The sequence below is a fragment of the Hylemonella sp. GW821-FHT10B10 genome, from assembly GCF_059415585.1.
Genome location: NZ_JBWKNN010000003.1, coordinates 120,996 through 136,134 on the forward strand (window position 1 = coordinate 120,996; position 15,139 = coordinate 136,134).

The 15,139-nt window shown below is 65.0% G+C and carries 15 protein-coding genes; 3 read left to right on the plus strand and 12 right to left on the minus strand.

The features are described 5' to 3' along the window. Positions 1-7 precede the first annotated feature (7 nt). From AC07NT_RS14130 to upp, 4 genes are all read right to left on the minus strand, one after another. Positions 8-1,063, minus strand: a complete 1,056-nt coding sequence (locus AC07NT_RS14130; protein WP_498599492.1) for an ABC transporter substrate-binding protein — start codon at positions 1,061-1,063, stop codon at positions 8-10. After that, positions 1,060-2,085: an ABC transporter substrate-binding protein gene (locus AC07NT_RS14135; RefSeq protein ID WP_498599490.1), complete on the minus strand. Its 1,026-nt coding sequence runs from the start codon at positions 2,083-2,085 to the stop codon at positions 1,060-1,062. The genes AC07NT_RS14130 and AC07NT_RS14135 overlap by 4 nt, the downstream gene beginning before the upstream one ends. Before the next feature lie 108 nt (positions 2,086-2,193). Further along, complete coding sequence (locus tag AC07NT_RS14140) at positions 2,194-2,673, minus strand: EVE domain-containing protein (protein ID WP_498599488.1); 480 nt, start codon at positions 2,671-2,673, stop codon at positions 2,194-2,196. Positions 2,674-2,691: 18 nt separating this feature from the next. Beyond that, complete coding sequence (gene upp, locus AC07NT_RS14145; protein WP_498599487.1) at positions 2,692-3,345, minus strand: uracil phosphoribosyltransferase; 654 nt, start codon at positions 3,343-3,345, stop codon at positions 2,692-2,694. A 134-nt stretch (positions 3,346-3,479) separates the two neighbouring features. On the opposite strand from upp, the gene AC07NT_RS14150 reads away from it, so the two are divergent. Continuing rightward, positions 3,480-4,766 carry a solute carrier family 23 protein gene (locus tag AC07NT_RS14150; protein WP_498599486.1) on the plus strand — a complete coding sequence of 429 codons (1,287 nt, stop codon included), beginning with the start codon at positions 3,480-3,482 and terminating at the stop codon, positions 4,764-4,766. 48 nt (positions 4,767-4,814) lie between these two features. On the opposite strand, the gene AC07NT_RS14155 is transcribed toward AC07NT_RS14150, so the two are convergent. Together AC07NT_RS14155 and AC07NT_RS14160 are read right to left on the minus strand one after the other, a co-directional pair. Beyond that, positions 4,815-5,147 (minus strand): hypothetical protein, encoded by a 333-nt coding sequence (locus AC07NT_RS14155; protein ID WP_498599484.1) that lies wholly within the window; start codon positions 5,145-5,147, stop codon positions 4,815-4,817. Further along, positions 5,131-5,697: a cob(I)yrinic acid a,c-diamide adenosyltransferase gene (locus AC07NT_RS14160; protein ID WP_498599482.1), complete on the minus strand. Its 567-nt coding sequence runs from the start codon at positions 5,695-5,697 to the stop codon at positions 5,131-5,133. Before AC07NT_RS14160 ends, AC07NT_RS14155 begins: the two co-directional genes overlap by 17 nt. Positions 5,698-5,814: 117 nt before the next feature. Between AC07NT_RS14160 and AC07NT_RS14165 the strand changes: the two genes are divergently transcribed. Together AC07NT_RS14165 and AC07NT_RS14170 are read left to right on the plus strand one after the other, a co-directional pair. Next, complete coding sequence (locus AC07NT_RS14165; RefSeq protein ID WP_498599481.1) at positions 5,815-7,242, plus strand: FAD-binding oxidoreductase; 1,428 nt, start codon at positions 5,815-5,817, stop codon at positions 7,240-7,242. A gap of 9 nt (positions 7,243-7,251) precedes the next feature. After that, on the plus strand, positions 7,252-10,638 hold the full coding sequence (locus tag AC07NT_RS14170; RefSeq protein WP_498599480.1) for a sensor domain-containing protein: 3,387 nt from the start codon (positions 7,252-7,254) through the stop codon (positions 10,636-10,638). An 11-nt stretch (positions 10,639-10,649) separates the two neighbouring features. Here AC07NT_RS14170 and AC07NT_RS14175 read toward each other — a convergent pair whose 3' ends face one another. The 6 genes from AC07NT_RS14175 to AC07NT_RS14200 all read right to left on the minus strand — a co-directional run bounded on the left by AC07NT_RS14175 (position 10,650) and on the right by AC07NT_RS14200 (position 15,128). Further along, a complete protein-coding gene (locus AC07NT_RS14175; RefSeq protein WP_498599479.1) occupies positions 10,650-11,063 on the minus strand; it encodes a hypothetical protein in 414 nt (137 codons plus the stop codon). Beyond that, entirely contained in the window at positions 11,056-11,583 is a 528-nt protein-coding gene (locus AC07NT_RS14180; RefSeq protein ID WP_498599478.1) for a GAF domain-containing protein, read from the minus strand. Before AC07NT_RS14180 ends, AC07NT_RS14175 begins: the two co-directional genes overlap by 8 nt. 57 nt (positions 11,584-11,640) lie before the next feature. Further along, entirely contained in the window at positions 11,641-12,042 is a 402-nt protein-coding gene (locus tag AC07NT_RS14185; RefSeq protein WP_498599477.1) for a hypothetical protein, read from the minus strand. A gap of 64 nt (positions 12,043-12,106) precedes the next feature. Further along, complete coding sequence (locus tag AC07NT_RS14190; RefSeq protein WP_498599476.1) at positions 12,107-12,943, minus strand: DMT family transporter; 837 nt, start codon at positions 12,941-12,943, stop codon at positions 12,107-12,109. A 77-nt stretch (positions 12,944-13,020) separates the two neighbouring features. Beyond that, entirely contained in the window at positions 13,021-14,367 is a 1,347-nt protein-coding gene (locus AC07NT_RS14195; protein WP_498599475.1) for an SIR2 family protein, read from the minus strand. Positions 14,368-14,384: 17 nt separating this feature from the next. After that, positions 14,385-15,128 (minus strand): class I SAM-dependent methyltransferase, encoded by a 744-nt coding sequence (locus AC07NT_RS14200; RefSeq protein ID WP_498599474.1) that lies wholly within the window; start codon positions 15,126-15,128, stop codon positions 14,385-14,387. Positions 15,129-15,139: the final 11 nt, after the last annotated feature.

Here is a 15,139-nt window from a genome sequence, read left to right on the forward strand (position 1 = left end):
CTGCGGCTCAAGGCATGCGCCCGGCCCAGGTGGTGTTGACCATATCGCGCACGCGGAAGGCCCGGCCCCGCGGCGTGTCCTCGGTGGTCTGCATGAAACGCTCCACCGCATCCAGCTGCTCGTCGGAGAAACGCCCCTCGGGAGAGTAGATGTTCTTGCGCTTCGTGAGCACCTTCAGCAGCGCCACACGCTCGACCTCCGAGGCCGGCGCCATCTGTTCGACGATCTCGCGTGCCGAGTGCTTGTCGATCCAGACCAGCGTCTGGCGCAAGGATTTCACCAGCCGGTCCACCAGAGCCGGGCGGCGCGCCAGCAACTCCTCGCTGCATGCCACCACCCCGTTGAGGAACAGGCCCCCCAGGCGCTTGCGGGTCTCGGCCAGATCGTGGTAATCCTCCAGCACATAGGCCACACGCGACTCCACCAGACGGGAGGCGAAAGGTTCGTCGCTCATCATCGCGTCGACCGTACCGCTGGCCAGGGCCGCGTGCTGGTTCTCGTAGGCCAGGCTGACAGCCACGAAATTTACGCGCCCGGGGTTCACACCGGCCCGACGCAGGACGTATTCGGCCATGAGTTGCGAACTCGCCCGGCCGCCCGGCACATATCCCTTGACCCCGATCACCAGGCCTTTGAGATCGGCCACGGTTTTCACACGGTCGCGCAGGCGCTGACTCGCCACCAGGGTGTAGGCCGGCACATGCGTGATGGGCATCACGGCCACCACGGGCCTGCCCGCCAGTCGCTGGTCCGCCAGCGCCGGCATGCCGGCAGCGCCGAAATCGGCGTTGCCGATCAGCATGTCGCGGTAGGCCATAGGCCCCCCGCCCACGTAGTTGATCTGGAACTTCAGACCCTCCGCCTGGTCCGCGCCTATCCTGGCCGCCAGCGTGACGGGCAGCAGCAGCAGGTGCCCCGGACCGACGACGGAGAGCGTCACCGGCTCGGCCTTGACCGTCTTGACGGTCTGGGCGCGAGCCCCCAGCCCCTGCGCCAGCAGGGGCCAAGCCAAGGCCTGGCCCGCGGCCCGCACGCACAGGGTGCGACGGTCGATGGAGTTCACGGCGCGTTCCCCGCCCAGCGGGCTTCGACCAGGCTGCGCACACGCAGGTCCTTGGCCACAATCTCCGGCTCGGTGGCGCGCAGGAAACGGTCCACCGTGTCCAGCTGTTCACCGGACATGCGCCCGTCGGGTGAGTAGATGTTCTTGCGCAGACGCAGCACATCGAGCAGTGTCCTGCGTTCCTCGGGCTCGCCGGGATTGAGCGCCGCCACCATCTCTTCGGCCTTGTGCGTGGCGATCCAGACCAGGGTGCGCTTGATCGTGCGGACCATCTTCTCCACCAGCTCGGGCCGCTGGGTGATCATGTCCGTGCGCGTGGCAATCATGCCGTTGAGGAACAGGCCCCCCAGCTGTTTGCGTGTGGTGTTCAGGTCATGGTAATCGGCCAGCGCAAAAGCCACTTTCTGGCGTACCAGCCGGGTCACAAAGGGCTCATCGCCCACGATGGCATCGACCGAGCCGGAGCCCAGGGCCGCATGCTGGCTCTCGTAGGACTGCCCGGCCGACACATAGTTGACCTCGTCGGGCTTGAGCCCGGCCTGGGCCAACAGGTATTCGGCGAACAGCTGCGAGGTGGAACGCCCGCCGGGCACATGACCCTTGACCCCTACCACCCGACCCTTGAGGTCGGCCACCTGCCTGACCTTGCCGCGCAGGTCGGCGCGCACCAGCAGGGTATAGGCGGGCACCCGGGTCAGGGGCACGATGCAGGCCACGGGCTGGCCATTGAGCTTCTGCAGGGCCAGGGCCGACAGGCCGGCCGCCGAAAAATCGTTGTTGCGCTCCAGCATGGAGCGGATGGCCTGCGGGCCGCCACCGGTGTAGCGGATGTCCAGTTCCATGCCCTCGGCCAGGTCGGCCCCGATCTTCTGCGCCAGCGGAATGGGCAGGTACAGCAGGTTTCCGGGGCCGGGCACGGCGATGACCGCACGCTCCGGGCTCGCCGCAAGGGCCGGTCCGAACAGACCGCCGGCCAGGGCCAGCTGCCCGCTGCGTGCCAGAAAATGCCTGCGCTCGTTCACGACAACATCCTGCTTGTAGAGGTCCGTCTGCCAGATTACCCCAATTCAGCCCCTCCAGCCCTAGGGACAACGCCATGAGCGGGGTTTCGTGAAAAAAGTCGCCTCCCCTCAGGGGTCCCCAGCCGCCACCCCCAGGCGTTGCAGGATGGTCTGCCAGTGGCGCGGCTCCACCGGCGTGATCGACAGACGGTTGCCTCTCTTGAGCACCAGCAGCTCAGCCAGCTCGGCATCGGCCCGCAACTCGGGCAGGGTGAGGTTGCGCGTCTTGCGCAGCACCTGCACATCCACCAGCAACCAGCGCGGCGCCTCGGGCTTGGAGGCTTGGTCGTAATAGGGCGAGGCGGGGTCGAACTGCGTGGGGTCGGGGTAGGCCGTGGAAGCCACCTGCGCGATGCCCACGATGCCCGGTTCGGCGCAGCTCGAGTGATAGAACAGCACGCCGTCGCCCACGCGCATGGCATCGCGCATGAAGTTGCGCGCCTGGTAATTGCGCACCCCGGTCCAGGGCACCGTGGCGCGGGGCGCCGCCAGCGCATCGTCCACCGAGACTTCGCCGGGTTCGGACTTCATGAGCCAGTAGTGCTTCATGGCGCAACCCGTGGCGGCTTACTGGGTACCGAAGATGCGGTCGCCCGCGTCCCCCAGCCCGGGCAGGATGTAGCCGTGGTCGTTGAGCTCACGGTCGATGGCCGCCGTGTAGACCGGCACATCCGGGTGCTCCTTGTACAGGGTGTTGATGCCCTCGGGGCAGGTCAGCAGGCACAGGAACTTGATGGAGCGCGGCCTGCACTGCTTGAGCCTGGCCACGGCGGCGGCGGCCGAGTTGCCCGTGGCCAGCATGGGGTCGACGATCACCACGTCGCGTTCCTCCATGTGCTTGGGCATCTTGAAGTAGTACTCCACGGCCTGCAGGGTCTTGGGGTCGCGGTACAGGCCCACATGGCCCACGCGCGCGCCGGGCACCACCGAGAGCACGCCGTCCAGGATGCCGTTGCCCGCGCGCAGGATGCTGGCGAACACCAGTTTCTTGCCATCGATGACGCGGCCCGTCATGGTCTCCAGCGGGGTCTCGATCTGCACGTCCTGCAGCGGCATGTCGCGACAGACCTCGTAAATCATCAGACTGGCCAGCTCATTGAGCAGGCGGCGGAAGCTGCTGGTGCTCGCCTCCTTCTTGCGCATCAGGGTCAGCTTGTGCTGCACCAGGGGGTGGTCGATCAGGTGGACGTTGGCGCGGGCGGCGGGGTCGATCGGGATCATGGTCCTGTCATTCCTGCAAGAGATTGAAAAACAACGCGGATATTGCCGCATTTTGCGTCCGCCGCTCCATTTCCTGGGTGTTTTCAGGCAAATGGCCTAGCATCGCAAGCACCTCAACCCCAGGAGTTACAACGATGAGTCTGTTTCAATGGACCGAGAAAAGCGCCAGCGTGCTGCAACAGGGCGGTGTGATCGCCCCCGATGAACGCCTGCCCTGGCCGCAGACCGCCGTGATGGGCGTGCAACACGTGATCGCCATGTTCGGCGCCACCGTGCTGGCCCCCATCCTCATGGGTTTCGACCCCAATATCGCCATCCTCATGAGCGGCATCGGCACCCTGATCTTCTTTTTCATCACCGGTGGCAAGGTGCCCAGCTACCTGGGTTCGAGCTTCGCCTTCATCGGCGTGGTGATCGCGGCCACGGCCTATGCCGGCAAGGGCGCCAACGCCAACATCGGCCTGGCCCTGGGCGGCATCATCGCGTGCGGCGCGGTCTACACACTGATCGGTGTCGTCGTGCAGGCCATCGGCACGGGCTGGATCGAGCGCTTCATGCCCCCGGTGGTCACCGGCGCCGTGGTGGCCGTGATTGGCCTGAATCTGGCCGGCATCCCGGTCAAGAACATGGCGGCCAGCAACTTCGACTCCTGGATGCAGCTGGTCACCTTTGTCAGCGTGGGCCTGGTGGCCGTGCTGACCAAGGGCATGGTGCAGCGCCTGCTGATCCTGGTCGGCCTCATCGTCGCCAGCGTCATCTACGCCCTGCTCACCAACGGCATGGGCCTGGGCAAGCCCATGGACCTGTCGGGCGTGCTGAACGCCGCCTGGTTCGGCCTGCCCAACTTCGCCGCCCCTGTGTTCGAAGCCAACGCCATGCTGCTGATCGCCCCCGTGGCCATCATCCTGGTGGCCGAGAACCTGGGCCACATCAAGGCCGTCACGGCCATGACCGGCAAGAACCTGGACCAGTACATGGGCCGGGCCTTCGTGGGTGACGGCGTGGCCACCATGGTCAGCGGCGCCTCCGGCGGCACGGGTGTGACCACCTACGCAGAGAACATCGGCGTCATGGCCGCCACCAAGATCTACTCGACCGCCATCTTCTTCGTGGCCGCGCTGATCGCCATCCTGCTGGGCTTCAGCCCCAAGTTCGGCGCCGTGATCCAGGCCATTCCGCTGCCGGTGATGGGCGGCGTCTCCATCGTGGTCTTCGGCCTCATTGCGGTCGCCGGTGCCAAGATCTGGGTCGATAACCGGGTGGACTTCAGCGACAACAAGAACCTCATCGTGGCCGCCGTCACCCTGGTGCTGGGCACGGGCGACTTCACGCTGCGCTTCGGCCAGTTCGCCCTGGGCGGCATCGGCACCGCCACCTTCGGCGCCATCCTGCTGTACGCGCTGCTCAACCGCAAGCGCTGAGCGGACGACCCCAGCAAAAAGCCCGCCGGTGCGATTCGGCGGGCTTTTTCATTTCCGCTCGCAGCGTCCCTGGCCCTGGGTCAGGCCGCGAAGATCGCTGCGCCAGCTCAAGGCCCCGGTGTCGAACACGATGCGCTCGTTGTCCACCGCCGTGTGCACCGTGGTGCCGCCGACCGCAAAACGATGGACCGGAACCCCGTCGATGCTCACGGCGCGCAGCTGCCGGCCATCGTGCGTGAGTTCCACCGTACGCACCCAGGTGCTGCGTGCCGGCAGGTAGACCACCTCGCAGCGGTAAGACACTTTTGGGGCCGCCCCGGCCGCGAAGGCCAGCAGCAGGCCCGCGACCAGGACCGGAAGCCGCTCAGTCCGCGGCCTCACCCTGCATCCGTTCGCTTTTCCAGTAGACATCGTCGCCACCGTTCATCCGGTTGAGCACACGCGCCAGCACGAACATCAGGTCGGACAGGCGGTTCAGGTACTGGCGCGGGGCGTCCTTGATGGCTTCCTCCTGCCCCAGCGCCACCAGGGCGCGCTCGGCGCGGCGCGCCACGGTGCGGCAAACATGGGCCAGGGCCGCCGCCCGTGAACCTGCGGGCAGAATGAACTCCTGCAGCCGCGGCAGCTGCTCGTTGTACTTGGCCAACGCTTCGTCCAGGGCAAGCACGGCCTCGGCCTTGAGCAGCTCATAACCGGGAATGGACAGTTCACCGCCCAGGTTGAAGAGCTGGTGCTGGATCTCCACCAGCAAATCGCGCACATCGGTCGGCATCTGCTCGCAAAGCAGCACACCGATGTTCGAGTTGAGTTCGTCCACGTCGCCCATGGCATGCACGCGCAGGCTGTGCTTGGAGACGCGCTGGTTGTCGCCCAGGCCGGTGGTGCCCTGGTCGCCGGTGCGGGTGGCGATTTGCGTGAGACGATTTCCCATGATGGCCGCCTTGGATCAAAATATGGTTTTGCCGCGTTCCTCAGGGTTCGGGGCCGGTATCGTCACATTATTCCCCAGCCCCGCCGCGGGGCCCACCCTCACGGCACGGAGACCACCATGAACGCACCCGCCAACGCCAACCAGTTGCAGCCCGAAGTCCATCTGCGCGAGGTGCCGCCGGCCCTGGTCGAAGCCCTCAAGGCCCGTTTCGGCGAGCGCTGCTCCACCGCCCTGGTCGTGCGCGAACAGCATGGCCGTGACGAATCGGCCTACACCAGCGTGCCCCCGCCCTCGGCCGTGGTCTTTGCCGAAAGTACACAGGACGTGGCCGAGGCCGTGCGCCTGGCCAGCCAGTACGAGGTGCCCGTCATCCCCTTCGGCGTGGGCTCCTCGCTGGAAGGCCACCTGCTGGCCATCCAGGGCGGCATCAGCATCGACGTCAGTCGCATGAACAAGATCCTGTCCGTCAATGCCGAAGACCTCACGGTCACCGTGCAGCCTGGCGTGACGCGCAAGCAGCTCAACGAAGAGATCAAGAGCACCGGCCTGTTCTTCCCCATCGACCCGGGCGCCGACGCCAGCCTGGGCGGCATGTGTGCCACCCGCGCGTCCGGCACCAACGCCGTGCGCTACGGCACCATGCGCGAGAACGTGCTGGCGCTCGAGGTGGTCACCGCCGGCGGCGAAGTCATACGCACCGGTACCCGCGCCAAGAAAAGCAGCGCTGGCTACGACCTCACCCGCCTCATGGTGGGCAGCGAAGGCACGCTGGGCGTGATGACCGAGATCACCCTCAGGATCTACCCCCTGCCCGAAGCCGTCTCGGCCGCGATCTGCTCCTTCCCCAGCATCGAGGCCGCAGTGCGCACCACCATCCAAATCATCCAGATGGGCATCCCGATCGCCCGCGTGGAGCTGATCGACGCCAACACCGTTCGCATGGTCAACGCCTATGCCAAGCTGGGCCTGCGCGAGGAGCCCCTGCTGCTCATGGAGTTCCATGGCTCGCCCGCCAGCGTCAAGGAACAGGCCGAGACCGTGCAGGAGCTGGCCAGCGAACACGGTGGCAATGCCTTCGAATGGGCGGTCACCCCCGAAGAGCGCACCCGCCTGTGGACGGCACGGCACAACGCCTACTTTGCCGCCATCCAGAGCAAGCCCGGCTGCCGCGCCATCAGCACCGACACCTGCGTGCCCATCAGCCGGCTGGCCGACTGCCTGCTGGACAGCGTGGCCGAAGCCGACGCCAGCGGCCTGCCCTATTTCCTGGTCGGCCACGTAGGCGACGGCAACTTCCACTTCGGCTACCTGATCGACCCGGCCAAGCCCGACGAGTACAACACCGCCGAACAGCTCAACCATGCCCTGGTGCACCGTGCGCTCACGCTCGGCGGCACCTGCACCGGCGAACACGGCGTGGGCATGCACAAGATGGACTTCCTGCGCACCGAGGCCGGTGACGGGGCCATCGACATGATGCGCACCATCAAGCGCGCACTGGACCCCAAGAACATCATGAACCCGGGCAAGATCTTCGTCCTCTGACACGCCTGCATGCCCAGCCCTCCCGGCCCTGCCACCACCGTCCTGCGTCGCAGTGCGCTGGCTCCGGCGCTGCTGTATGCCAGTTTCGGAGCGTTGTGGATCCTGCTGTCCGACCGCGTCGTCACCTGGCTGTTCAAGGACCCCGACCTCATCCTGCTGGTCAGCACCTTCAAGGGCTGGTTTTTTGTCGCGGTCACTGCGGCCCTGCTGTACTGGCTGCTGCGTCTGCAGGCGGCGCCGCAACCGGCCCAGGCCCGCTCTGCCCCGCTGCGGCGCCTGCCACTGGCCCTGCTGACGCTGCTGTCGGTCACCATCGCCATCCTGGTCGCGCTGACCGTCTGGCAGGGTCTGCGCGAGGAAAAGGAAAAAGCCTCGGCCCAGCTGCTGGCCATCGCCGAATCCAAGGCCCGCGAAATCTGGACCTGGCACACGGAGCGTCTCAGCGACGCCGCCTGGGCCAGCAAGACGCCCCTGCTGCGCGAGCAATGGCTGCGCTGGCGCACCGGCGGTGATCTGCAGGCCGCGCGCGCCCTGCAGGCCTACCTCAACAGCTATGTCAGCGAGGCCGTCTTCCCGCGCATGGAGTTCGTCGACGCGCAGGGCCGCAAGGTGCTCGACAGCAGCCTGCCCGACCTGCTGCCCGCCCGCATGCAGGACGCTCCCTACGTCGATCCCACGCTGCACCTGGCCGTGCTGCGCTCGCTGACCCTGGGCCAGCCCATGCGCGCCGGCCCCTGGCGCGATGCCGGCGGCACGCTGCGCCTGGCTTTCGTGGCGCCCGTGGCGGGCGACAGCGCCCACCCGGCGGCCCTGGTGCTGCACATCGACCCGCCCGACTACCTGCACCCCGCGCTGACCGACTGGCCCCTGCCGCAGAAAAGCGCCGAAGCCTTCCTGTTCCGCCAGGACGGGGAGCAGATGACCTTCCTGAGCGACCTGCGTCACCGGCGCGATGCCGCGCTGAACTTCCAGCTGCCCCTGGCCGGCGGCGACCTGCTCAGCCTGCAGGCCCTGCGCGGCGACGTGCCCCCCGGCGTACTGATCGAAGGGCTGGACTACCGCAAGGTGCCCTCCTACGGCGTGGCGCAGCGCATCGGCGACACCGAATGGTGGCTGCTGGCCAAGCAGGACCGTGTCGAACTGCTGCACAGCGCCCTGGTGCGCAGCGCCTGGATGGTGCTGGCCGGTGCCCTGGCGCTGCTGGCCCTGGGCGGCGCGCTCTACCTGCACTACGAACGCCAGCGTCTGCTGGATTCGACACGCGAGATCGACGAGCTGCGTCGCATCGAACGCGCGCTCAGCGAAAGCGAGGCCCAGTACCGGCTGCTGGCCGAGAACAGCAGTGACGTGGTCTGGCTCTACGACCTGGAACAGGGCCGTTATCTGTACGCCAGCCCCTCGGTGCAAAAGCTGTTCGGCTACTCGCCGGACGAAGTCGGCGGCCTGACCTTCGCCGACCTGATGCCACCCGACATCGCTGCCGCGGCGCTCGAACGCATCCGTGCCCGGTGCGAGGCTCTGGCGGCGGGTGACGAATCGCTGCGCACCACCATGGTCGAAACGATCAACATCCGCAAGGACGGCAGCCGGGTGCAGGTTGAGGGCATCAGCACGCTGCTCACGGACGAGGACAGCGGCCGCATCACGCGCCTGATGGGTGTCACACGCGACATCACCCAGCGCAAGAAAGCCCAGGCCCAGCTCACGCAGCTATCGCAGGCCATCGAACAGAGCCCGGCCAGCGTCATCATCACCGACACCGAAGCGCGCATCGAATACGTCAACCACGCCTTCGAGCTGATCAGCGGCTACCAGCGCCGCGAGGTGCTGGGCCAGAACCCGCGCATGCTGCGCTCGGACCAGACCCCGCCCGAGGTCTTTGCCTCCATGTGGTTCACGCTGAGCGCCGGTGAGACCTGGTACGGCGAGATGATCAACCGCCACAAGAGCGGGCGCGACTACGTGCAGAGCATGAACGTGGCGCCGGTGCGCGACGCCCAGGGCCAGATCACCCACTACCTGGCCGTGCAGCTGGACGTGACCGCGCAGCGCGACGCCGAGGACAAGGCACACCAGCTGGCCTGGTTCAATCCGCTCACCGGCCTGCCCAACCGCCACCGCCTGCTGATCGACATCCAGGAGGTGCTGCAGGCCCACGCGCGCACCGGTGAGCACTGCGCCCTGCTGCTGCTCAACCTGGACCGCTTCCAGACCGTGAACGACGCGCTGGGCCACGGTGCGGGCGACCAACTGCTCAAGAAAGTCGGTGAACGGCTGGCCGGGCTGCTGCACGCCGACGACAAGCTGGCCCACCTGAGCGCGGACGAATTCGCCATCCTGCTGCACACCGGCGACGCCGACAGCGAGAATGCCAGCGGCCAGGCGCTGCGACTGGCGCAGGCCCTGCAGGAACGGCTGGACCAGCCTTTCGAGATTGACGGCACGGTGGCGCTCAAGGTCAGCTGCTGCGTCGGCATCACCCTGCTGCCCCAGGGCGCGCCGGACAGCCCGGGCGACGTGCTGCGCCGCGCCGACACCGCCCTGCACCGCGCCAAGGACGCCGGTGCCGGCCAGACCGCCTTCTTCGATGTCTCCATGGAAGAGCTCATCAGCCGCCGTTTCCTGATCGAGCGTGATCTGCGCCGCGGTCTGGCCGCCAACGAGCTGCGCCTGTACCTCCAGCCCCAGGTCAACGCCCAGGGCCGTGTGGTCGGCGCCGAGGCGCTGGTGCGCTGGCAGCATCCCGAGCAGGGCCTCATGGCCCCGGGCAACTTCATTCCCATCGCCGAGGAAAGTGAGCTCATCACCGAGCTGGGCAACTGGGTGCTGCAGACCGTCTGCGCCCACCTGGGCGCGCTGCGCCGCGAGGGCCTGCGCCTGCCCATCGCCGTCAACATCAGCCCGCGCCAGTTCCACCAGCCTGGCTTCGTGCACGTGGTACAGGACACCCTGGCAGCCCACGGCGCCGAACCCGACGACCTGGTCATCGAGATCACCGAAAGCATCGTGATGGACCAGATGGAGACCGTGGTCCAGAAGATGTCGCACCTGACCAGTCTGGGCGTGAAGTTCTCGCTGGACGACTTCGGCACCGGCTACTCGTCGCTGGCCTACCTCAAGCGCCTGCCCATCCACGAGCTCAAGATCGACCGCAGCTTCGTGCAGGACGCACCCACCGACCCGAGCGACGCAGCGCTGGTAGAGGCCATCCTCTCGGTGGCGCGCCACCTGCGGCTCAAGGTGGTGGCCGAAGGGGTAGAGACCACCGAGCAGTCCGAATTCCTCAACGCACGCGGGCAGGTCATCCAGCAGGGTTATCTGCACGGCCGCCCCGAACCCGCCGAAAGCCTGCTGACCCGCTGGCGCGCCCGCCAGCAGGCCACGGGCGCCATCTGAGCACAGGCCGCTCAGGCCACCCCGACCCGCGTGTGGGATGAGCGCATGGGCGCCATCGTGGCCAGCGCGCCCAGGATCTGTTTGACCTTGGCGGGTTTGATGATGATGTGTTGCACGCCCAGCACCGTCATGATTTCCGCACGCTTGCGATCGGGCTCGTAGCACATGAGCGCCACCGGGCTGTCATGCGCGGGCAGCAGCTCACCGGCCCGCAGCTTCTGCACCAGGGTCAGGGCCTGGTCGCGCTCGTCATCCACGGCCAGGATCAGGCCGTCGTAACGGTGGCTGCGTGTCAGTGCCTCGGCATTTTCGTAGCGGCTGGTTTCCGTGATGTCCACATCGAACAAGGAGCGCGCCGACGCCACCACGGTGCGGCGCAAGAGGTAATCCGGCTCCAGCAGCAGAATCGAGCGGGACTCAAGCACGGGCGCCCCCCTCAGTTCCCGCACGGTCGCCGCTCTCGCGCGACAGCAGCTCCTCCACGCACAGGTCGCGCAGGGTGCCCAGGATGGCGCGGTCCATCGCGTCGAAGGTGCGCGGCGCGTTGCCATAGACACACAGAGTGCCGGCCACGTGCCCCGAGGGCAGCACCAGCGGTGCCCCCGCATAGAAGACGATGGGGTCTGCTCCGGTCACCCACGGGTTGTCATGAAAGCGCGCATCCTTGCGCGCGTCGTCCACGATCAGGAAGTCATGGCTGGTCACCGCGTGGCCGCAGAACGATGTGGCGCGGTCGGTCTCGCAGACGTCCACACCCACCCGTGCCTTGAACCACTGACGGTCCTTGTCGACCAGCGTGATCGTGCCCCGCGACAGGTCGAACTCGCGTGTGGCGAATTCGACGATGCGGTCAAAGCGTTCTTCCGGCGGCGTGTCCAGGATCAGCAGCTGGCGCAGCGCGGCCAGGCGTTCCTTGTCATTGGCGGGGATGGGTGCGGGGATCATGGTGAAGGATTGTGGGTTAGCGACAGGACTTGTGCAACGAAACGGCGTCAAACCCGCTCAAGGCAAGCGGCCATGCAGGCAGCCCCAGAGCGGCAGGGGGCCAAAGATGCGGTAGGAACCCGCCGTGCCATCGCTGATGTAGAGGTAACCCGTGCGCTCGCGCGCCTGCACGTGCAGCCGGTAGGCCAGACCGTCACGGCGCTGGGTGTTGGGCGCAAACTCCACGGCATACAGCGCCTTGATGCCCAGCTGCGTGTCACCCGGCGTCAGCTCGGATGCCCGCTGGCGCAGCCTGTCCATGCAGGGGTCGGTGAAGAAGGACTGCTGCAGCACCTGCATCTCCTTCTCGATCTGTGCGTCCGTGGCGGGTGGCGGTGGCGGCAGGCGCGTGGCACAACCGGCCAGCAAGGCCACGGCCGCCAGCGCACCGGCGCCGGTTCTGCATGAGTTGGTGAACATCACGAACACTCCCCTGTCTGGGAACCAGACCCCGCTTTATCGCGGAGTGTCCGCGCCCTGTCAATCAGCGCTTCTGGAGGATCACCAGGGCAATGCCACCCAGGATGGCGGCCGAAGCCAGCAGCAGGCGCAGCGTCAGCGGCTCGCCCAGCCAGAGGATGCCCCCCAGCGCCGCGATCACCGGCACGCTGAGCTGCAGTGTGGCCGCACTCGTGGCCTTGAGGTGGGGCAGCGCCGTGTACCAGATGGCGTAACCGATGCCCGAGGTGATGGCGCCGGAAGCGATGGCATAGAGCGCACCGGCCGTGTCCACCTGCGCGCTGTTGAAAAACAGCAGGCTCATGAGAACGGTCACCGGCACAGTGCGCACAAAGTTACCCGCTGTTACGCGCAGCGGGTCCCCTGCCCCCTTGCCGCGCAGGGAGTACACGGCCCAGGACAGGCCGGCGATGACCATCAGCAAGGCCGCACCCAGCGGCGGTGCCGACAGGCCCGGCAGCAACAGGCCCACCAGCCCCACAAGTGCCAGCAACAGGCCGCCCCACTGCAGGGTCGCGAAACGCTCGCCCGTTGCCAGCCCCCAGCCGATCATGCCGGTCTGCACCGAACCGAAAAGCAGCAGCGCGCCGGTGCCAGCGGGTAAAGAGACATAGGCAAAGGAGAAGGCTGCAGCGTAGCCGAACAGCGCGAAAGCGGAGGGCCAGCTGCCGCGGCCGGTGGCTTCACGGCGTGTGAGCTGTACCAGCAGCCACAAGACCAGCGCGCCCGAGATCAGGCGGATGGTGGTGAAGCTGGCGGCATCGATGGGGGTTTGCTGCAGGGCCGCACGGCAGAGCAGGGAGTTGCCGGCAAAGGCGAGGAGGGCCAAGGCCGTCAATACTATTAGGTGAAAGTAGCGCATCCAGATTTGATGTTGGGAGACGACTCACCCGCCTCTCCGCTGGTGGCGCCTTAAGTGACTCTGCTCAAGTTGAGCGGCTAAAGCCATGGGGGATGATGCATTTCTATTGAATCAAGATTCTTTACCTTGGCCAAGAATCTCTTAGCGCGCGTCTTAGATGCTTTGTGCGCGTTCGGATGCTTTTTGAGGAAGACTGCCAATTGTGACAAGTCGACGATTTCCTCCTTTGCTCCAAAAGCAAAATACTTTGGGATCAAATTGCGATCTTCTTTCCCGATCAATAGATACAACAGAGCATTCATATAGCCTTCGATATAGGCAACATCGTCATAGCGATGCTCCTTCCTCTTCACTTTTTGCAGGTCTTCGTATGCGCGCAATCGATCTTGTATGTCACATCTGTGCGTATAGGCGCCACTGCCGCGCATTGATATCGCTCGGCCAAGCGCATGCATCATTCCATCTTGATAGAAAGCCGCATATACCATCTCAGGCTGTGCTATTGGCTTAATACACTTATGTAAAGCACGGTGCTGAACTTGCACCTCAAACATTAGCTCTTCTGCCGCATCAAATATTTCATCTGAAAGCATCACACCTATTGCCGCGGCGTGTTTCTTCACTTGCTGAAGTAGATACGTGCCGTCTGTACAGATCGGGATAAGTCCGATCGATCTGAATTTTTCGGCCTCTTCTTCGAAGGGCGTAACTACATATGCTTGTCGATGAAATTCATGCATCTGCTTCCGTACAAACTTCTGGATTGAGTTGAAGTCTGAATCTGAGAATGAGTAACCAACAAAAAGCATTGTTTCGGTTGCCATCAAGGATTTAAGCAGCCCCCCGATTAGTCCCTTTTCCAATCGCTTCTTACATTTTGTATAGTCGGTTGTCGTTGCAACAATCGATCCTAAATTTGAAACCGATCCGTGGAGCTTTAGAACTCGACGTGGTGCTGCCTGCCAAAATGCGAGGTCGGAATCCTCGACAAATGGCGTAGCCATGCACTCACGCTCGAAATATGCATCCCAATTCGTTGTGATGATGTTCCGAAACTGAAACATCGATCCGAGCTCCCTATGAAAGCTAGTAGCCGACTGGCGTAGCTCTGGGAATGAATCTATCGTCTCAAATCGGCCGACGATTGATCGTATCAACTTAAGTCGACCATTTGTCTGATCGCAATACTTCTGCATCAACTCAGGGAATGACAGATCGCGGCGATCAATGCCGAGCTCAAATGCAACCTCGTCATACAAGGTGACGTTTAGAACTGACGATGACTCGGTACTCACACCGGCCCCGGCGAATAGCGTTACCTTCCCACGCAAAATCTCCGTCAGCAGTTCATCGGGGATTGTGAACCCATGTTGATGACGACAGATTGCGCAATCGCAGTTTGTCGCGGATGGAAAGGTTGCCATAGTTCATTGTGAGCTATTCAAGTATGCGTTGGCAATCCTCGATACACCCACACTGGCTTCCCCTGCGCCCCCTCCAGCTTGGCCACCGGCATTTGCCCCACAGCCTCAAACTCCAGACTCACCAACCAGGCCCCGGGCTTGAGTTCCGCTTTCGCCTTGTTGATCGCGCGCGGCATGCTCTCGGGACGCTGGAAAAGATAGACCATGTCGTAGCCTGACCAGTCCGCCTGCCAGATATCCCCCCGTTCCACTTGCGCCCAAGGGCAACGACGCGCGCAGAGCCAGCGCAAGGGCCAACTCCATTCGATGCCGTGCAATTTGGCCAGGGGATAAGCCTGCCGTAAAGCATCAAGGCCGTGGCCGAGGCCGCAGCCCGCGTCCAGCACCCTGGCCCCTGCCTCCAGCGGTGCGACTGTGGGCAATTCATTGAGTGCATTGACCGGCGTGGGAAACAGCGGGGCATCACGCCAGGCGTTGAGTGGGTAGATCAGTGCGAGCAGGGCCAGCGGCAAGAGCCAGCCCCAGGCCGGGATGCCGGTCCCGCCCACAAGCAACAATGAAAGCGGGAAGCCAAGACCGATCATGGCCCTGCGCCACCAGCTGTCTCCTTGCGTGCTGAATACGACGCTGAGGAACGTGACCACGGCAAGGACCAGCCAGGGGCTCACGCCTGCTCGTCGCAGCTGGATGTACGTCAGCCAGCAAATCGCCCAGCTGAGGAGGGCGGGCAGGGGCCAAGGAAAGCGGGCCTCGAGTTTCATAAGGCCCGCTG